Origin of the sequence: Pelatocladus sp. BLCC-F211 (assembly GCF_041928655.1) — a bacterium.
In the GTDB taxonomy this organism is placed as follows: Bacteria; Cyanobacteriota; Cyanobacteriia; order Cyanobacteriales; family Nostocaceae; genus Pelatocladus.
Genome location: NZ_JBHFLM010000131.1, coordinates 1 through 19,908, shown reverse-complemented (window position 1 = coordinate 19,908; position 19,908 = coordinate 1). Strand labels below are relative to the sequence as shown.

At 41.4% G+C, this 19,908-nt stretch carries 18 protein-coding genes; 12 read left to right on the top strand and 6 right to left on the bottom strand.

From position 1 onward, the window contains the following. Positions 1-21: 21 nt before the first annotated feature. The 3 genes from ACE1AT_RS16310 to ACE1AT_RS16300 all read right to left on the bottom strand — a co-directional run bounded on the left by ACE1AT_RS16310 (position 22) and on the right by ACE1AT_RS16300 (position 3,728). Positions 22-1,020 carry a ribose ABC transporter permease gene (locus tag ACE1AT_RS16310; protein WP_374870109.1) on the bottom strand — a complete coding sequence of 333 codons (999 nt, stop codon included), beginning with the start codon at positions 1,018-1,020 and terminating at the stop codon, positions 22-24. Next, a complete protein-coding gene (locus tag ACE1AT_RS16305; RefSeq protein ID WP_374870107.1) occupies positions 1,017-2,570 on the bottom strand; it encodes a sugar ABC transporter ATP-binding protein in 1,554 nt (517 codons plus the stop codon). Before ACE1AT_RS16305 ends, ACE1AT_RS16310 begins: the two co-directional genes overlap by 4 nt. A gap of 138 nt (positions 2,571-2,708) precedes the next feature. After that, the gene (locus tag ACE1AT_RS16300) at positions 2,709-3,728 is read right to left on the bottom strand and encodes an ABC transporter substrate-binding protein (RefSeq protein ID WP_374870105.1); all 1,020 of its coding nucleotides are present in this window, start codon (positions 3,726-3,728) and stop codon (positions 2,709-2,711) included. A 680-nt stretch (positions 3,729-4,408) separates the two neighbouring features. On the opposite strand from ACE1AT_RS16300, the gene ACE1AT_RS16295 reads away from it, so the two are divergent. After that, on the top strand, positions 4,409-4,786 hold the full coding sequence (locus tag ACE1AT_RS16295; protein ID WP_374870103.1) for a LacI family DNA-binding transcriptional regulator: 378 nt from the start codon (positions 4,409-4,411) through the stop codon (positions 4,784-4,786). 92 nt (positions 4,787-4,878) lie between these two features. Further along, positions 4,879-5,253, top strand: a complete 375-nt coding sequence (locus tag ACE1AT_RS16290) for a LacI family DNA-binding transcriptional regulator (RefSeq protein WP_374870101.1) — start codon at positions 4,879-4,881, stop codon at positions 5,251-5,253. Here ACE1AT_RS16290 and ACE1AT_RS16285 read toward each other — a convergent pair. Continuing rightward, positions 5,250-7,259 (bottom strand): caspase domain-containing protein, encoded by a 2,010-nt coding sequence (locus ACE1AT_RS16285; protein WP_374870099.1) that lies wholly within the window; start codon positions 7,257-7,259, stop codon positions 5,250-5,252. The two genes, ACE1AT_RS16290 and ACE1AT_RS16285, sit on opposite strands and share 4 nt — an antisense overlap. A gap of 182 nt (positions 7,260-7,441) precedes the next feature. Here ACE1AT_RS16285 and ACE1AT_RS16280 point away from each other — a divergent pair, with 182 nt between their 5' ends. Continuing rightward, positions 7,442-8,377 carry an alpha/beta fold hydrolase gene (locus tag ACE1AT_RS16280; RefSeq protein ID WP_374870097.1) on the top strand — a complete coding sequence of 312 codons (936 nt, stop codon included), beginning with the start codon at positions 7,442-7,444 and terminating at the stop codon, positions 8,375-8,377. A 121-nt stretch (positions 8,378-8,498) separates the two neighbouring features. On the opposite strand, the gene ACE1AT_RS16275 is transcribed toward ACE1AT_RS16280, so the two are convergent. Continuing rightward, a complete protein-coding gene (locus ACE1AT_RS16275) occupies positions 8,499-8,795 on the bottom strand; it encodes a hypothetical protein (protein ID WP_374870095.1) in 297 nt (98 codons plus the stop codon). 660 nt (positions 8,796-9,455) lie between these two features. Here ACE1AT_RS16275 and ACE1AT_RS16270 point away from each other — a divergent pair. From ACE1AT_RS16270 to ACE1AT_RS16240, 7 genes are all read left to right on the top strand, one after another. Continuing rightward, positions 9,456-10,820, top strand: a complete 1,365-nt coding sequence (locus ACE1AT_RS16270; RefSeq protein ID WP_374870093.1) for a CmpA/NrtA family ABC transporter substrate-binding protein — start codon at positions 9,456-9,458, stop codon at positions 10,818-10,820. 127 nt (positions 10,821-10,947) lie between these two features. After that, positions 10,948-11,787: a nitrate ABC transporter permease gene (gene ntrB, locus ACE1AT_RS16265; protein WP_374870091.1), complete on the top strand. Its 840-nt coding sequence runs from the start codon at positions 10,948-10,950 to the stop codon at positions 11,785-11,787. A gap of 147 nt (positions 11,788-11,934) precedes the next feature. Beyond that, positions 11,935-13,938 (top strand): nitrate ABC transporter ATP-binding protein, encoded by a 2,004-nt coding sequence (locus tag ACE1AT_RS16260; RefSeq protein ID WP_374870089.1) that lies wholly within the window; start codon positions 11,935-11,937, stop codon positions 13,936-13,938. Positions 13,939-14,097: 159 nt separating this feature from the next. Beyond that, a complete protein-coding gene (locus ACE1AT_RS16255; RefSeq protein WP_374870087.1) occupies positions 14,098-14,967 on the top strand; it encodes a nitrate ABC transporter ATP-binding protein in 870 nt (289 codons plus the stop codon). A gap of 290 nt (positions 14,968-15,257) precedes the next feature. Beyond that, a complete protein-coding gene (locus ACE1AT_RS16250; protein ID WP_374870085.1) occupies positions 15,258-15,704 on the top strand; it encodes a DUF3574 domain-containing protein in 447 nt (148 codons plus the stop codon). A 92-nt stretch (positions 15,705-15,796) separates the two neighbouring features. After that, positions 15,797-16,285, top strand: coding sequence for a HugZ family protein (locus ACE1AT_RS16245; protein WP_374870083.1), 489 nt, complete (start codon positions 15,797-15,799; stop codon positions 16,283-16,285). An 83-nt stretch (positions 16,286-16,368) separates the two neighbouring features. Beyond that, complete coding sequence (locus tag ACE1AT_RS16240; protein ID WP_374870082.1) at positions 16,369-16,830, top strand: hypothetical protein; 462 nt, start codon at positions 16,369-16,371, stop codon at positions 16,828-16,830. 90 nt (positions 16,831-16,920) lie between these two features. On the opposite strand, the gene ACE1AT_RS16235 is transcribed toward ACE1AT_RS16240, so the two are convergent. Continuing rightward, a complete protein-coding gene (locus tag ACE1AT_RS16235; RefSeq protein WP_374870080.1) occupies positions 16,921-17,325 on the bottom strand; it encodes a thiol-disulfide oxidoreductase DCC family protein in 405 nt (134 codons plus the stop codon). A 295-nt stretch (positions 17,326-17,620) separates the two neighbouring features. Between ACE1AT_RS16235 and ACE1AT_RS16230 the strand changes: the two genes are divergently transcribed. Both ACE1AT_RS16230 and dps read left to right on the top strand, forming a co-directional pair. Further along, positions 17,621-18,673 carry an aldo/keto reductase gene (locus tag ACE1AT_RS16230; protein WP_374870078.1) on the top strand — a complete coding sequence of 351 codons (1,053 nt, stop codon included), beginning with the start codon at positions 17,621-17,623 and terminating at the stop codon, positions 18,671-18,673. A 152-nt stretch (positions 18,674-18,825) separates the two neighbouring features. Beyond that, positions 18,826-19,389 carry a DNA starvation/stationary phase protection protein Dps gene (gene dps / locus ACE1AT_RS16225; protein ID WP_374870076.1) on the top strand — a complete coding sequence of 188 codons (564 nt, stop codon included), beginning with the start codon at positions 18,826-18,828 and terminating at the stop codon, positions 19,387-19,389. Positions 19,390-19,908: the final 519 nt, after the last annotated feature.

The following is a 19,908-nucleotide window of genomic DNA, read 5'->3' as shown; positions in this document are numbered from 1 at the left end:
AGGGAGATAAGGGCGAATCTTTTAGCGTCTAGAACGTCTGCGGAGGCGATCTATCATGACTGCCACAATAATTACCAAACCCTTGACGACTAGTTGCCAGAAGTAAGACATGTTCAACAAGGTCAAACCATTGTTGAGAACAGCAATGATTAATGCACCGAGAAGCGTGCCGCCAATAGTACCAATACCGCCTGTAAAGCTGGTTCCACCAAGAATAACAGCTGCGATCGCATCCAATTCGTAGCCTTGACCTAACATGCCAGTTGCACTATAAAGACGACTGGCACTCATAATTCCTGCCAAACCTGCCAATAATCCACTCACACCATAAACAAATAGCAACACGCGATTGACTTTAATACCGGTTAATCGTGCTGCTCGTTCGTTACCACCGACAGCGTATATTTGTACACCTAAAACTGTTTGACGCAGGACAAACCAACTCACTGCTACAGTCAATAAAGCAATGATTACTAGCCAGGGAAGGGGACCCACGTAGCTATTACCCACCCAAGCAAAATTGATGTTACGGTTAATGACTGTTGTGCCATTGGCAACCAAAAAGGCCACACCCCGCAAAGCTGTCAGTGAACCCAAGGTGACAATAAAAGGCGGCACGTCTAAAAAGGTGATCAAAGCGCCGTTGACTAAACCCAAAAGTAATCCTGTCAGCAAACCAGCTGGTACTGCAAACCAACCTAAAACCGGAAGCAGCGATACTAACACCGCAACTACAGCCGAAACAGCCAAGATTGACCCAACTGAAAGGTCAATACCGCCGGTGAGAATTACAAAGGTCATCCCGGTTGCTAGCACAATGTTGATTGATGCCTGACGTAAGATGTTGACGGCGTTACCTATTGTCAGAAAGTTGGGACTCAGGAAGGCAAATAAGATGCAGATCAGTACCAGAATCGGCAAAATACCTGCAACTTGAATTAGATTGTTGATTGATTGACGCTGGCGTGATTTGGGATGCTCACCTGGTCTATTGTTGACAGGTCTTAAAGTTTGACTCATGATGCTAGTACCTCCGCAGATCCAGTTGCATAGTGCATAATGTTTTCTTGGGTAATCTCTTTACCAGGGCTGTCGTCCAGTTCGCCCACCAGTTGTCCTTCTCGCATGACTAAAACGCGATCGCTCATGCCGACAACTTCTGGTAATTCGCTGGAAACCATGAGAATTGCCACTCCTTGGACTGCTAACTCGCTGATAATGCGGTAAATTTCGCTTTTGGCACCGATATCTACGCCCCGTGTTGGTTCATCCAGCATCAATACTCTGGGTTTAATGGCTAGCCAACGTGCTAGCAGCAGTTTTTGCTGATTCCCACCGGAAAGATCCACTGCTCTAATTTCCAAGTTAGCCAGCCGGATATTAAAGTTTTCTACTGCTTCTGTGGCAATCTGATTAACTGCACCCCAGTTAACAATTCCAGCTTTGGCATCCTGCTTGAGTCTATTAATACCAATATTCTTACGGGAACTCATCTCCAGAAATAAACCTTGGTCTTTGCGGTCTTCTGGGACGTAGCCAATACCAGCAGCGATCGCATCACTGGGCGAATTAATCTCTAGTTTTTGACCATTCAGGAATACTTCACCGCTTACCTTGCGGTCAGCACCAAAAATCAGCCGAGATACCTCTGTGCGTCCTGCACCAACCAGCCCCGCTAGTCCGAGAATTTCTCCTGCATGAAGCTGAAAACTAGTTGGCTGAACCTTGCGTCCGTCACTCATATTTCTGACTTCTAGCACTACTGGGCCAAGATTAGTTTGTCGTTGATGTTCGTAAAAGTCCTGCATTGAGCGACCGACCATCATCTGTACTAATCGGTGCGGAGAAATTTGATCACGGGTGAGACTACCGATATATTGACCATCGCGCAGCACGCTAATCCGGTCAGCCAGGGCATATATTTCTTCCATGCGATGACTGATGTAAATAATAGCAATGCCATCATTGCGTAGTTTACGAATCACTTCAAACAAACGCTCAGTCTCGCGGTCAGAAAGTGCTGCTGTTGGCTCATCCATTACTAAAATGCGGCTTTTGTCTTTCAGCGCCCGCGCAATTTCTACTTGTTGCTGTTCAGCGATCGCCAAAGTGCCAACGATATCATTTGGTGCAAAACTAGCCCCCAAGCTTTCTAGCACTTGCTTGGCTTCGAGTTCCATTGCTTTGCGGTCTAAAAACTGACCTCGCTGTAACTCGCTACCCATAAACATATTTTCGGTTACGGTTAAGTTGGGTGCGACATTCAGTTCTTGATAGATGAGATTAATACCCGCCTTACGTGCTGTACCCGGATCGGTAATTTTTACAGGCTGACCATTGATCCGAATCTCGCCTTCATCGGCAATGTAAGCCCCAGCTAGAATCTTCATTAATGTGCTTTTGCCTGCTCCATTCTCACCCATGAGGGCGTGAACTTCTCCGGGATAAATTGTCAGATTGACATTTTGCAGAGCCGGAACACCATGAAATCGTTTCGTAATCCCTTGCATTTCTAATACAGGGATGACAGTTGATGCATGAGCAAAATCTGTTTCAGTATTTGTTGTCATTAGCGAATCCTAAAAATTGGGGAATAGGGATCGAGGATTGGGGATTGGGGAACGGGGAAAAGGGGGAGACAAGGGAGAAAATTCTTCCATGTCCCCCGTGTCCTCCTTGTCCTCCGTGTCCCCTCAATCCCCGATCCTCTACCAACCTGTGTATGTACTAACGTTGTTTTTTGTAATCAGCTTGACTGGAATCAAAATGTTGGGTGACTCAGGTTTTTTCCCATGTAAAATATCATTGCCAACCTGAACTGCTTTTTGAGTCATACCTCTAGGATTTTGAGTAGCTGTCGCAGCGTATAGACTATCTTTGGAAGCGATCGCTTCTATAGCTTCTGGCGCACCGTCAACTCCAACTATGAAAAAGTCTGTGCGTTTTGCTTGGCTGGCGGCGAGGTCTACTCCTACACCACTCGGATCGTTGATCGCAAACACAGCATCAATCTTAGGAAAACTTGTCAGTAGATCACTCATGACTCTGAGTCCCCCATCTCGGCTTCCTTCTGCGTTCTGGTCTTTAGAGAGGATTTTGATATTGGGATATTTGGATAACACTTTCAAGCAGCCATTCACTCGCTGGATGACTGAAGTTACTGGAGGCCCGTTCACAATTACCATATTGCCTTTGCCTTTGAGGCGATCGGCAATATATTGACAACTAACTTCTCCGGCTTGCAAATTATTGGTGGTGACTGTAGCATCTACGTCTGCTTCAACGGCCGTGTCTACTGCAATCACGACTTTACCTGCTTGCCTTGCTTTATCAACAGCTGGTCTAATTCCTTTACTGTCAGCAGCATTCAGGATAATGATATCGGTATTAGCAGCAACGAAATTTTCGATTTGATTAAATTGCTGGTTGAGGTCATAGCCACTAGAAACTACAGTCACTCTGACATCATCACCCCCGATTTTCTTCGCTTCTTTCTCGGCTCCCTGGGCCATCACGACGAAGAAAGGGTTACTTAGATCGCCAACGGTGACACCAACTGATTGTAATTTGACATCACCATCTTTGCTCTGTGTACTTGTGTAGGTGGCGGTGTTGGTATCAGTGTTAGTAGCAGTGTTGCTATCGGGAGAATTATTTGTGCAGCTGACAAAGGCACCACTGATAATACTTAATATGCTAGCTGCGATCGCAATTTTTTTCACATTCACCTATATCAAAATCATGCATTTAAATTTGAGACAAGTCATCCGATTTTAGATTTTGGATTGGCTCCACTTCATGGAAGATGGAAGTTTGTAACATCAAATCATGATCTGATTTGAGATTCTAAATTTGATATTCAATTTTTATGTTTTCAATCAATAGGGTGAGTACTGCACTACACTAAGGCATCACATGATTTTTTGTGAATCTAAATTTGTAAGTGCATTTTGATTCTTGTATTTTTGATTTTATTTGGTTGTTTTATATTAGTTGATTTTGTACATTTTCAAAAGAAATAGCCTGCTTCAAATGACTTTAACTAAACCAATCAAAATGTTACATCTTGATCATCGAAAGTCTTTATTTTTAAACATAGTTAAAATTCAAGTGATTTTGAGCTTGAATCTAATTTTACAAATTCAACAGTTCAAAATTAAATTACGTTCACAAATTTTAACGACATACTATAACAATAATTGACTTTTAGCTTTATGATGTTAATAGGTGGATGCTTGTGTTTTTTTAATTATTAACACAAGCATAAAAGCAAAAAAGATAAGATTTTCAATAGGCAAGTTCATCAAGACTGCGACGTTTAGGTATTCTAATTTAATCTTTGTATTTGTTACTTAGTAGAGTTTCAAATTTTAATATTTTAGTTAAATATTTAATAGATGTGCTTAAAATGAGTAAACGAAAAATCTCAATTGAAGATATTGCTCGAAAAGCAGGCGTTTCTCATTCCACAGTTTCACGCGCTTTACGAGATAGTCCTCTAATTAGCCCTAAAGTGCGAGAGGAAATTAAGAAAATAGCACTGGAGATGAATTATGTACCTAATGCGATCGCTCAAAGTTTACTTTCTTCACGCACTAATACCATTGGGGTAGTAGTAACTTCAATCGCAGATCCCTTTTATGCTGAGGTAGTAGAAGGAATTGAACAGGTAGCGAGATCGGCTGGTTTGAGTGTTTTGTTAAGTGCTTCACACCGAGATTTTGACCAGGAAATAACAGCTATTGATAATTTTCAAGTCTTGGACACACTTGTATTGGTTATCTAGGTGTAGGCGATCGCAGCAGTTCCAACCAGCTGCGCTTAGAAGGATATCGGAATACTCTGAGTGAGGCTGGTTTACTATAAATTACTGACTGGGTGGCAATTAATGATGCAGATTGTACAAGAATCAGCGATGTTGATACCGGACAAAAGATGTTACCTCAACTATTGACTGCTGGGGTAACTGGCATTTTTTGTTATAACGATATGGTAGCAATTGGCGCTTTGTTGGCTTGTCAGCAACTAGGTATTTCAATTCCTCAAGATTTAAGTCTGGTTGGATTTGACGGTATTGCTCTTTCTCGTTATGTTACACCGTCACTGACGACAGTCTGCCAACCAATGTTGGAAATCGGCCGCTCTGCCATGCAAATGTTACTCGATTTATTAGCGGGAAAAACCATAGAAAACCGGGTTTTTTCACCTTTTTTGGTAAAGCGGGGTAGTAGTGCGATTTTATGTAGGAATTAGGGACGTATAGTTGTAATCACAATTTGACTGGCAATCCAATCATCATAAAGTTCTTCCTCTTCTGGCATGGCTACAAGATTGCGAGATAAAACTCTGTTCATCAAACGGTTAAGCGTTCCTTGACCTCGGCTTGCTTGTTTCACTAAGCGAGAAGGCAAATCCAGTTCTTCTTGTTCAAGTAAAGTAGCATCAAATTCGGCGGTGCTGACAATCAGTTTGAGAACGTCTTTCATCTGTGTCATTCCTTGTCTCCACAGTTTTTCTGGGATTGTGGCATAGATTTCTCTGCCACCTAATGCCCAAGCTTCTTGTTTTGGCTGTAACCAAATACCTCCACCATCAAATAAACCTGCACTGACTGCGTAGCGTTCTGTCAAATCCAACAGGGCGCAGTACAAAGGTTCTTGACTGGTATTTTTGAGTTTGACTTTAAAAGTGGGACTCTTCGATTTGCCATTTTCCTGTCGGTACTCAAGCCGAATTTGAGTATCTTGCAGTTCTTGTCCCTCTTGATAAATTAGCATTTGCACGGCATCCGGTCGAATGCGGCTGGTAGCAGGGCTGGAGAGTTCAACAATATTTGTCCAACGGGTAATATGTTCTAAGCGTTGAATCACCTGCAAGGCTGTAGCATTTGTGTAACCTTGGATAGAAGCAACTAAGGGACGATCATCGGCTGGGCGTGTGATTAAATATTTACCGTCACGGGCAAGTAACTTAAACTCAGCAGTTTCTGGTGTAGCAACTTCACGAATATACAAAGAAGGCTGGTTTCCGGAACTTGCACTCAGCAGTTTAGAGCGAACAAGTTCTAATCCTGGTGCTTCTCCTGACATTAATACACCTTTGGGCGGTAGGGGTAAACTGGTGACTACTGCCTTAAAAGTCATTTCTGGTGCTAAGTTGTCAATACCGCTAATTTGAAGTTTACTGAGTTGCGGCATGATTTCTAATACTTGAGCTTCACCGATCGCTGCTGACAATTGCTGTAGTTGTTCATTAGGTATGTCAAAAGGAAACAATGCTAACAAGGTTGTCTCATTCCCCGCAGGTTGAGGAAGCCCGTGTACAGCACCACCGTCAATTACCCAATCGTACTGTGGATGATAATACACAGTAAAGTAGGGATTGTGTCGGGCGATCGCTCCTCCTAAAAACGGTTGGTCTAATTCACTTAAAATAGTTGCTTCTATTTGCGGAGATTGATCTGTAACTTTACTACGAACTAGGGCATGAGTGCGTTTAAATAAATCTCGATAAGTCAAATTACCATTGGCTTTCTTTAAAGTATCAAGCAAAAAGTAAGAAAACACGCCTCGACTTTGCCCATCTCCGTTATACTCTTTTGCTAACTCACTATCCAGACACGCTGCTAAGAAAATATGTTTTCCTCTAGGAAAATTCCAGCCAGTAGGATTTGCTTCTAAACTACGGGAAGCAGAAAGTTGACTAGCTTCTGCTAGGGAAAAAATAAAGCTGTTTAAAGGCCGCTTGCGCCTGTCGATGGGGGCTTGACGAACTGCTGTTTCTGCTTCTAAATCACCACGAGTCCCAGAACCAGAGTGGCAACAATCCATAATCATGGCAATATGGGGATTGTTTGCGGCTACTTCTGCAATCAGTTTTGCTAATTCTTTATCAGCCAAGTCCCAACCCCCCGGACTTCGGCTGTCGTAACAAACTAAAGTTTCATTTAATCTGTCTGGTTCCAAACTCCAAAACTCTTGTGGGGCTTCCTCTTGACTACCATGTCCTGCAAAGTAAAAAAATGCCACATCTTCAGTATTAGCTTGACATAGATGCTGACGAAAACCATCAATAATAGCCTGACGAGTAGCATTTTGATTTAGTACTGTGCGTAAATATAGCTGATATCCATCTTCACTTACACGCTTTTCCAAATACTCTTTGACAGCCATGATGTCATTAACACAGCCCTTAAGTGGAGGGACAGGACTGATATACTCGTCAATGCCAACTAGTAAGGCGTAGATATTACGAGTCATAATTATTATACTTTGAAGTATAGATGCTACGATCCTCAACTACAACAGAAAATCCCCAGTTTCCAAATTTTTTGCACAAACAAAATTGTTATTTATTTTTTCTGTCTAGTTGCATTACTGTCAGATACTTTTCTGAGGCAGTAGACTGTAGCTGAAAGCAGAAAATTTGCAAAGGTAAATCAATGCTCTGGCTCATACTTATGATACCCCTGTTGGGGACTTTGATAGTAGTTGCGATCGCTTGCCAGTGGTACACAAACCAAGCGATTCGACAAGCGGAAGCATATTTTCCTCCCCAAGGAAAATATGTAAAAGTAGCTGGAGTGAGATTACACTATGTTTGCAAAGGTTCCGGTCAAGCGGTAGTTTTATTGCATGGTAATCCTGGTTTTTTGCAAGATTATCCACCCGAAACTATTGATCGCATTGCTCAAAAATATAGCGTTTACGCTTTTGATCTTCCTGGATATGGTTACAGCGATCGCCCAGACTTAGTCACACCACAGGTACAAGCGCAATTACTGCGTAACGCCTTACAAAAACTTGGGATCGACAGACCCATATTAGTTGCTTATTCAGCAAGTAGTGCGATCGCTCTTGCCTATGCACTGCGTTATCCTGACGAAGTTGCGGGTATTGTTTTCTTTTCTGCTATTACCTATAAAGTTGATCAGGCACTTTTGCCATTAGCAAGATTTGCTCAGTCGTCATTCTTGGAAACTCTGCTCAAATTTATTCCACCCGTTTTAGTAGGGTATATTTTGTTTACGTACTTAAAGAAAGCATTTTTACCTAAATCCGCAAACGCCGATTATTTAAAAGCAGCACAAGCATTGTGGACAAGACCAATTCAAATTCAAGCTTCTCTAGAAGACAGTAAAAACCTGCAAACAGCGTTAGACGAAATGAAAAAACGCTACAGCGAGATTAACGTCCCAGTTCTAATTGTTGTAGGTGATGCTGATAATTTTATATCTGCCAAAGAAAATTCTTACCGATTGCGCGATCGCCTTTCTCACTCCCAACTAGTTATTGTATCCAACACAGGTCATGCCATCCCCCAAAGCCAGCCACAAGAAGTGGTCAAAGCGATTTATATTATTGGCAAACAGATTTGAAGACAAGGGGGACATCTCAATTCAAAATACCCTTCGGGAACGCCAAGGGCGTACAAAATTCAAAATTAGAAAGGGGGACATGGGGGACACGGAGGACAAGGGAGATAAGGGAGAAGACGCCTCATACCCTTACCAATGACAAATGACCATACATTTTTCTAAGTAATTCCTCTTTTGTATAGTTTTGAGTCACTTGTGCAGAACTAGTCTTGTGTCCCAACTCGCCAAAATCTATCGTCAGTACGTAAGCCGGTTGTTTTGCCTTTAGGTTATCTGTGACTTCAATAATTTGACCAACTCGAATATCTACTTTCAGAAAATCAGCAAAAGTAATCTCTTCTAAAGTTGCTAAAGTTGATTCCTCTGTTTCCATCACTATATTAAAGTTATACTCTGCGGGACTACCGTAACTTTTCACAATTCAATAGTGTTCAAGGTTTTGCCCAAATCAATATGCAAATAATCTCCACAATAACTAATTAATTTAATATTTTGTAATATCTTCTGTAGACATAGAGAAAACTAAAACATTCCATTAGTAAATATCTATGATACGACATTCCTAAATCATTCGTGAACAACAAGATCCCCGATTTCTCAAAGAAATCGGGGATCTGAACACCTGCGACTCATCAAAATTAATGGGATAGACCACTAGTTAGCTTAATATTTGTTGAACTAAACATAGATTTTAATTTATAGAGATCATAAGAACTGAAATAATCAATATGTCTCAAACTATGTCTTGACCGCATATATAAACTTTTACTTATCTTAATAATCCAATATTTATTTAATAAAAATGCTTTCAAAACTAACTACTTTGGCTCGAAAAGCTGTAAGCTATTTTCATCAGGTTTAATTATTCTTTAATGATTGTTTCAGTAAGATACACACGGCTGTATTTGCAAACACAAACTTTTTACAAGGGGTTTCCGTCGCCTTTTTTTGAACGATAAGGGCTGATATAAATCACCATGCATAGTTTTAAACAGGTTTTTTTGTACAAGAAACATAAATTGTTTCCTGTGCCAGTTTTTCATACATACAAAGATGAAATCCACTAAAAGGAGATACTGTGTCAGACTTTTTGAATCAAATCTCTCGTCGTAAGTTTATAGTTACAGCTACTGCTTCTGCGGGTGCTGTATTTCTCAAAGGTTGTTTGGGAAATCCACCGGAACCAGGTGGGGGTAATGCTCAAACCCAGTCAGCAGCACAGCCAGTTGCTAATATTAGTCCGGAATTAGCACCAGAAACAAAAGCAGTCAAACTGGGATATATCCCGATTGTAGAATCTGCGCCTTTGATTATTGCCAAAGAAAAAGGCTTTTTTGCTAAATATGGCATGACTGACGTTGAACTTTCCAAACAAGCTTCTTGGGGTTCAGCACGGGATAACGTCGAAATTGGCTCGGCTGGTGGTGGTATTGATGGTGGTCAATGGCAAATGCCTATGCCACATTTAATTACAGAAGGTTTAATCACCAAAGGCAATCAAAAAATTCCCATGTATGTATTGTGTCAGTTAATTACACACGGAAATGGAATTGCGATCGCCAACAAACATCTTGGAAAAGGTATAAGTTTACAACTCGCTAGTGCGAAATCTCTGTTTACTCAACTGAAATCATCAACTCCCTTCACCGCAGCATTTACTTTCCCCCACGTCAATCAAGATTTATGGATTCGTTATTGGTTAGCTGCTGGTGGTATCGACCCAGATGCAGATGTCAAACTGTTGACAGTACCAGCAGCCCAAACAGTCGCCAACATGAAGACAGGTACAATGGACGCTTTCAGTACAGGCGACCCCTGGCCCAATCGACTCGTTAAAGATAAAATCGGCTTCATGGCTGCATTGACAGCAGAAATTTGGAAGAATCATCCCGAAGAATACTTCGCCATGCGTGCAGATTGGGTTGATAAAAATCCCAAGGCGACTAAAGCATTACTTAAAGGGATTATGGAAGCACAGCAGTGGTTGGATAACTTTGACAACCGCAAAGAAGCTGCTACAATTCTGGCAGCACGTAACTATTTTAACCTTCCCGCAGATATTCTTGCAGATCCATTCCAAGGCAAATATGACATGGGAGACGGTCGCAAAATAGATGATAAATCAATGGCAGCATTCTATTGGAAAGATGGAAAAGGAAGTGTTTCTTACCCCTACAAGAGTCATGATTTGTGGTTTATTGTAGAAAATATTCGCTGGGGTTTCTTACCAAAAGATTATTTAGCAAAAGCCCAAACATTAATTGATAAAGTCAACCGTGAAGATATTTGGAAAGAAGCAGCAAAAGAAGCAGGAATACCAGCCGCCGACATCCCCACAAGTACATCACGTGGCGTCGAAGAATTCTTTGATGGTGTGAAGTTTGATCCAGCAAAACCAGAAGAATATTTGAAGAGTTTGAAAATCAAAAAAGTCAGTGTTTAAGTTAGTTGTTACTTGTTAGTTGTAGTTGTTAGTTGTTAGTAGAGCAAATGAATGACCAAGCACCAACTATCAACCACTAACCACCAATTACTATCCTCAAAGCATCAACAAATAAAGGAACAAAGCAATGACAGTAGCCAGCAGAAGACGTAATAATACAAATTTAGATAATGGCTTAATATCCCGCCTACAAAAACAATTTCCTGAGCTTATACCTCCTGTTATTGCCATTATTGTCTTTCTTGCTATCTGGCAATTATTTTGTTTGCTTCCGGGAGCAACACTACCAGGGCCAGTACAGGTGATTCAAGACACCTGGATATTAATTATGTATCCCTTTTATGATAAGGGTGGTATTGATAAGGGTCTGTTTTGGCAAATTTGGGCAAGTCTCCAACGAGTTATAATTAGCTACACCCTAGCCGCAATTGTTGGTATTGCAGTGGGCATTGTCATCGGAATTAATAAAACAATGCACAAAGCTTTAGACCCCTTGTTCCAGCTATTAAGAACCGTACCACCTTTAGCTTGGGTTCCTATTTCTTTGGCAGCTTTAAGACAAAACGAACCTGCTGCATTGTTCGTGATTTTTATCACCGCTATTTGGCCAATTTTAATCAATACCTATGTAGGCGTCACCCAAATTCCCCAAGACTACAACAACGTCGCGAAGGTTCTGCAACTCAATAAAAAAGATTACTTTTTGAATATTCTCATTCCTGCTGCTTTACCCTACATTTTTACAGGTTTGAGAATTGCGATCGGTCTTGCTTGGTTAGCAATTATTGCTGCGGAAATCGTCATGTCCGGGATTGTGGGAATTGGCTTTTTCATCTGGGATGCTTATCAAAATAACAACGTCAGCGAAGTCATACTAGCCTTGTTTTACATCGGTATCGTCGGTCTGTTGTTAGATAAACTCATGGCTTGGGTTCAAACACTAATTTTGCCAGCAGAACAAAAATAATTAATTGTCAATGGTCATTGGTCATTAGTCATTAGTCATTAATAAAAATTTGAAAAATAATGAATGGCTAAGAATTAAATACCAATAACAAATGACCAATGACAAATAACAAATGACTAAGGACTAAGGACTAAGGACTAAGGACAAATGAGTGTATTCGTTGCTGTTGACCAAATTGATAAAGTTTTTAATCTCACAGGTGGTGGACAATATATTGCCCTCAAAGGTATTGACCTCCAAATTAAAAAAGGCGAATTTGTTTCCTTAATTGGTCACTCTGGTTGCGGTAAATCCACCTTATTAAATATGATTGCAGGTTTGGATTTACCAACAGAAGGTTTAGTCACCTTAGAAGGGAAACGCATCACCAAACCAGGCCCAGATAGAATGGTGGTGTTTCAAAACTATTCACTATTACCTTGGCGAACAGTCAGAGAAAATATCGCCTTGGCAGTAGATTCTGTGATGGCGGATTTACCTGCGGGAGAACGTCGGGCGATAGTAGAAAAACATATTGACATGGTGGGTTTGCGTCCCCATGCCGAAAAACCTCCGACAATGTTATCAGGAGGACAAAAACAACGAGTTGCGATCGCTCGTGCTTTAGCCATTCGCCCCAAGTTACTATTATTAGATGAACCCTTTGGTGCGTTGGATGCCCTCACACGGGGTAACTTGCAAGAACAATTAATGCAAATCTGCGAAGAAAACGAAGTTACCGCCGTCATGGTGACACACGATGTAGACGAAGCAGTGCTGCTATCTGACAGAATAGTCATGCTTACCAATGGGCCAGAATCAAAAATTGGTAACATTCTGGAAGTAGACATCCCCAGACCCCGTAAACGCATGGAAGTAGTTGAACATCCCAGCTACTACAGTTTACGAAGTGAAATGATTTACTTCCTCAACCAACAAAAACGTATCAAAAAAATTCGGGCCCGCAAAACCACAATTGTTGCCAAGCATGGTTTAGAAAAAGTCAATCTCGAAATCGGCTTCGTACCTCTGACAGCTTGCGCCCCTCTAGCGGTAGCCAAAGAAAAAGGCTTTTTTGCTAAACACGGCTTAGATGATGTAAACTTAGTCCGCGAAACCAGTTGGCGTGGTATCGTCGATGGCATTAATGGCGGATATTTAGATGCAGCCCAAATGCCCTCTGGGATGCCGATGTGGTTAACCCTGGGAGGAAATGACAATCAACCCCTCCCAGTGGTTACTTCCCTCACCATGACACGCAATGGTAACGCCATCACCTTAGCAAAACGCTTTTACGACCAAGGTATACAAACCGTTGCCGAATTTAAACAATTCTTGAAGAGTACCCGTACCCAACGGCACATCATGGGAGTGGTACATCCTTCCTCCATGCACAGTTTACTGTTACGTTATTGGCTAGCGGCTGGAGGTGTTGACCCCGACGCAGATGTCGATATTAAAACCATTCCCCCAGCCCAGATGGTAGCCGACTTGCAAGCTGGAAGTATTGACGGTTATTGTGTAGGCGAACCCTGGAACTACCGTGCTGCTTCCGAAGGTAGTGGCTTTACCATCGCCACCGACTTAGAAGTTTGGTTAGGACACCCAGGTAAAGTGTTGGGTGTACGGGAAGATTGGGCGACTGCATATCCCAATACCAATATTGCCCTCACTAAAGCTCTACTGGAAGCTTGCTATTACTGTTCGCGTCCAGAAAACGCCGAAGAAATTCGCCAAATCTTAGCGCGACGGGAATATGTCAGCACCGATATGGAGTATATCCAAATCGAAGATCCCAATAACGCCACCTGTGACTTAGACCATCCCCTGCGGGAATATGCTCATCACCAATTTTACGGAGAGTCTGCCATTAATCGCCCCAGTCGCACAGAACAAATATGGATTATGACCCAACTAGCACGTTGGGGTGAAGTACCTTTCCCTCGAAATTGGGTAGAAATCGTGGAACGTATATGTCGAGTCGGTGTGTTTAGTACCGCCGCTCGCGAATTGGGTATGGACATCAATTACACCCGTCAGCCAATCAAGCTGTTCGATGGCACCAACTTTAACGCCGATGACCCCATCGCCTATCTTAACAACCTCAAAATTAAACGCGATTTCTCAATTGCCGAAGTTATTCTCGACACTCCAGTTAGGAGAGTAGCCTGATTTTGGGACAATGAGGACAATGGGGACAACTTCTCAGTTATCAGTTATCAGTTAACAGTTACCAGTTACCAGTTTAATTTGATCACTGATAACTGATTCATGCCCAATCCCCAATCCCCAATCCCCAATCCCTAATCCCCAATCCCCTACCTATCCACCATGCAAAACCGTAACTTTACAATTACTGACACCACTACAAATACGCTGGGAAGACCTTTAGTGACTGCAACTTCTAATCGTCAACCTTACTTAGAAATTAAAGACGTTAGCAAAGTCTATCCGACAAAAAATGGGCCTTTTACCGTATTGGATGGAGTAAACCTCAACGTTGGTGAAGGAGAATTTATTTGCGTTATCGGTCACTCTGGTTGTGGTAAATCTACTCTCCTCAATATGGTATCGGGTTTCAACCATCCTACTAATGGACAGGTACTATTAGAAGGCAAAGCTATTACTAAACCCGGCCCAGATAGGATGGTGGTGTTTCAAAACTATGCCCTATTACCTTGGCGGACTGCTTTTGAAAATATTTATATCGCAGTGAATGCGGTTTATCCTAACAAACCGGAAGCGGAAAAATCAGCAATTGTCAGAGAACACCTAGCTATGGTGGGGCTGGGTGACGCTATGGAGAAAAAACCCCCGCAAATGTCAGGTGGGATGAGACAACGGGTTTCCATTGCTCGTGCTTTGGCAATTCGTCCTAAAGTCTTGATTTTAGATGAACCTTTCGGGGCGTTGGATGCGATTACTAAAGAAGAGTTACAGGAAGAATTGCTGAAAATTTGGAATGAAAACCGTTGCACAGTGTTGATGATTACCCATGACATCGATGAAGCCCTATTTTTAGCGGATAAGTTGGTCATGATGACCAATGGCCCCCGCGCTAAAATCGGCGAAGTCATGGAAATTCCTTTCCCCCGTCCCCGTGACAGATCCCGAATTATGGAAGATCCGCAGTACTACAAATTGCGTAACTATGCCCTAGATTTCCTCTTTAACCGCTACGCCCATGATGATGTTGGTTAATGTGATTGGGTGATTTTGACTTCCGCTATAAACCAATACGGTTCAGTTAAGGCTAAAAACTAAAACTAGCGTAGGTTGGGTTGAGGAACTAAACCCAACATTATCAAGGCTTTGTTGGGTTTCGCTTGCACTCAACCCAACCTACATTTCTTCTTAACTGAACCGTATTGCGCTATAAACTATACAGATCCCCGACTTTTCTAAAAAGTCGGGGATTTTTATCTTTCAAAGAAATCGGAACATGACTATCAAAACGTGAAGCTATAGCTTAGTGATTTCAATACTAAATTATGACTACTTTGCAAAAAAGTTTAAACAGTTTAATTATTACAGGTTTACTTTTTATCAGTCCTATCTATACAAATACTCTTGTTCGCGCTCAATCTTCTCAAATCTCTACTTCTCACGCAAGTGTAAAGATTCTCACGAAAGATGAGTTGTATTTTGGTTTATCTAAACCAGGAGGAAAGACAGTATCTGAGGCTGAATGGCAATTATTTTTGAACCGTGTGATTACACCTCGCCTCCCGGATGGACTCACTGTGATGGATGTCTATGGACAGTATTTAGACTATTCTGGCAAACTAACTAAGGAAAAAACGAAGCTAGTTATTTTGATTTATGAAAATAGCCAGATTCAAAATCAGAAAGTTGAAGAAATCATAGCAAGTTATAAAAAAACATTTCAACAAGAATCTGTTTTACGTGTAACTAGTAGTGTTAAAGTATCTTTTTAACAGTTAACAGTTATCAGTTATCAGTAAAAGTCAATTGAAATAGAAGCAAATGAAATGGCAACATGAGGGAGATGCCAATGTAATCTATTCTCATGAACAATCTAGAACAAGCCCAGATAGAATACGAAGCTTTTATTCAAAAATTCCAAAGTGCTATTATTGCCACAGCTAACGGGCAAGGAATACCGAATGCAAGCTACACACCTTTTGTAATTGATGAGTTCAAGAACATCTATATATATATTAGTGGTCTGTCAACTCACACCCAAAACTTAGTTGTTAATCCTCATGCTAGTGTAATGTTGATCGAGGACGAAGATAAAACAGAGCAGATTTTTGCCCGTCATCGGTTAACTTTTGAGTGTACAGCAACTTTGATCGAGCGTGACTCCGATACTTGGTATGAAATTATGAATAGTTTTCACGCTCGTTTTGGTGAAATCATGGAAGTATTGAGTGGTTTACAAGATTTTCGCATGTTCAAGCTGACTCCCAAAGAAGGACGCTTTGTGATTGGTTTTGGTGCAGCTTACTTTATTAGTGGTGATGATCTCAATCAACTAAAAGGTCGGTCAGCTTAAAGAAATCAGAATTTGTTACATTTTTATACGCGAGATTGCGAAATTTTTGTATTGCAAAAACAGATGAATTGATGAGGAAGAACATGCGATTTTTACTGTGGGGAGTCATTGCCAGCTTAGGAATTTTACCATTGCCAGCCCTAGCACAGGCACAAAAACAGGTATCTGATACCCAAGTTGCGGCGATGGTGGAAGCATTACGACTAGCTGCACCGAATACAGGTAAAGCCAATGATGGCTATTATAGCGACTGGCAAGTCAAACCAGAAACCCTTAAGGGTTGGTCAAGAAATTGTTTGAAAAAAGAAGTTACACCAACACAATTTGAAAATAGTCCAGAATTGGCACGTCAAGTTATTTCATGTATTATGCGGCGTGAGTTGAATACTCAGTACGCAGCTAGTAAAAATAATGAAATTGGTGCTGTACGTGGGGCTGCTTGTTGGTGGATGACTGGTAATTATACAGGCTGTAATAGTGGTTTTACTGGTGCTTATGTACAAAAAGTTGTTGGCTATTATCAACAACAGCGTTCTAAGCTTTAAAAGGAAGTTTGTAATGAGGGCTAAAGCCCTCACTACGAACGTATTAAAATTAGTGTGGTTCGCATATTTTGTCCTGCAAAATAACTCAGTTCAAAATTTGCAATTATTTTCAGCACAATATACTGAGTGATAAGTGCTAGGACGCTTGCCAAACAGACTGTAACGATTGTCGCGAACTTGTTCGTAAATGCGATCGCCTGTCCATTTCACCCCAGGTAAAGCCCGATACGCATCGACAAACACACTACCCAATGGTAATAATCGGCCAATTTCTTCCGCCGCCGCACTACCTTGCCAACGTTGTTCCGGTGCATTAGCATTAATCAAAATCACACCCAACTCACAATCTTGAGGTGTAATTCCCCATTCTTGGAGTGTTTGGTGATCTTGCATAGGAATGTAACGAAATAGCTTACCTTTGTCTAGATTTTCCAGCAGTTGCACCCAGGTAACGCAAAGATTGCAATTTCCGTCATAGATTATGTAGTAGTTCATAGTCATTGCTCATTAGACCTCTTGCACGAATGCAAAACTTGCCCTCATCCCCAATCCCTTCTCCTAATTTTCGGAGAAAGAGAGTCAATTTAAAAGTCCCTCTCCCAAGCTTGGGAGAGGGATTTAGGGTGAGGGCAAGAGGTCTATTAATCATTGGTCGTTAAAATGTAGAGACTTTCGTATTTCGCGTCTTTACTATCCACCAAAAGTAAGATATTGGCATTTTTAGCAAGAACAGACAAGAAAATTATACGGGTATTCGTTAAACTCTATTTTGGCAAGTAAGAGGGCAGTCATGAGATATAAACTCTTGGGTAAAAGCGGGTTACGAGTATCTGAGCTCTGCTTAGGAACCATGACTTTTGGTGAAGACTGGGGTTGGGGTGCGTCCCAAGATGAAAGCCGCAAAGTCTTTGATGCTTTTGTCGAAGCTGGCGGTAATTTTATTGATACCGCTAATGGTTACACCGATGGATCTAGTGAAAAGATTGTCGGTGAATTCATCGCCTCGGAACGGGAACGCTTTGTAGTTGCAACTAAGTATTCGTTTCCTGTGCAGATGAATAACCACAAAAGCAACCCCAATGGTAGTGGGAATCATCGCAAAAGTATGATCGAGTCGCTGGAAGGGAGTTTAAAACGCCTCAACACTGACTATATAGATTTATTTTGGTTGCACGCTTGGGATTTTATGACTCCTATCGAAGAAATCATGCGTGCTTTTGATGACCTTGTACGTCAAGGAAAAGTATTATACATCGCCATTTCCGATGCACCTGCTTGGGTCGTTGCTCAAGCTAATACTTTGGCGCATTTCCACGGCTGGACACCATTTGTAGCTCTCCAAATTGAGTATAATTTATTGCAGCGGACTCCAGAGCGAGACTTATTACCAATGGCAAAAGCCTTTGACTTAGCTGTATTACCCTGGTCTCCTCTGGGTGGTGGCGTATTAACAGGTAAATACAATCAGAGTCAGGGTAATGGTAATGAACAAGGGCGACTTGCAACTACTGCTGGTGGAAATATTTCCGACCGTGCTTTAGCGATCGCCGAAGTCGTTACCCAAGTTGCCCAAGAAATTGGACGCACACCCTCCCAAGTCGCACTGGCTTGGTTACGCGCTCAATCTGGTGTCATTATTCCTATTATTGGGGCGCGGAAAGTATCGCAGATTCAAGATAATTTAGCTTGTGTTGACATTCATCTGTCACCAGAACATCTGCAACGTCTCAATCAAATTAGTCAAGTTGAACTTGGTTTTCCTCATGACTTTTTGCAGAATGATGCGATACGCGATCGCCTCTTCGGTGGCACATTTAACTTAATAGACAATCATCATTCTTGATGTTAGGGGGGGGTGTCTACTAGAATTCAATTATTTTATAGCGACAAGATAAAAATACCATCTGTCGCCAGAGAGTTTCTTACAGCAGCGTAGAATTTGTAGACTTGTCTTGTCGATCCAAAACAACAGAACTAAAAAAGAGAGTTAGGACCATGGCTGATAAGCTTTCATCACGTCTTTATCCAACCCGTATTGACCTTCCTGCTGATGCACGTGTCAAACTCGTTGAACTCCTTAACCAAACTCTAGCCGCAACAACAGACCTCAAAACCCAGACAAAACAGGCGCACTGGAACGTCAAAGGAACTGATTTCTACCAACTACACGAATTGTTTGATGAAATTGCAGGTGAGTTAGAAGAGTACGTTGACATGTTTGCGGAAAGAATCACCGCTTTAGGTGGTTATGCTTGTGGTACAGCCCGGATGGCAGCAGCTAATTCTATTTTGCCAGAATATCCAGTTGATATTTTGGATGGTATACAACATGTTACCGCCTTGGCAGACCGCTTTGCACCTTATGCTAAACACATCAGACAAGCGATCGACACAACCAACGATTTGAGTGATGCAGATACAGCCGATCTTTACACCGAAGTATCTCGCACTATTGACAAACGGCTGTGGTTCTTAGAAGCTCATCTGCAAGCAGCAGAATTAAAATCAGAAAATGGTACGACAACTGCTAAAACTAAAGAAAAAGTTGCTGCTAAATAATTAAGACTGTTTAGTTAGGTATTGGTAGGGTGCGTTAGCACTTCTCGTAACGCACCCTACGTATCTTTTCAAAAATCAAATAGTAGTTCTATAGTATCTTTTTGGTAACTACCTTACTTTTAAGTATCTACTTTTCATTTGGAAGACATATACTCTAATATTGAAATAGGTAAAAACCAGGGTAAAAAGAAATCAATCAGCAAATCATACTTATGTTATCGAGATTTGATTAATCGTAATTTAACCTCTGGTGCAATATATGTTAAAACTGAGTTTTTAGCAAAATAGCGGTCTGTAAAGTGTTATTTATTCATAGTGAACCCTTACACTATCACGCTCATTTTTCAAGCTAAACCAAGTCTACTTTGAGAACTGTAGTTTTGTAGGTTGGGTGTAGCGACAGCGAAACCCAACATTATAGTCTGGTTAATGTTGGGTTACACTCCGTTCCACCCAACCTACATAATGTCCTTTTTGAAAAACTCCTCTTTTCAAGATGGACGAGGTTTTAATACTCAA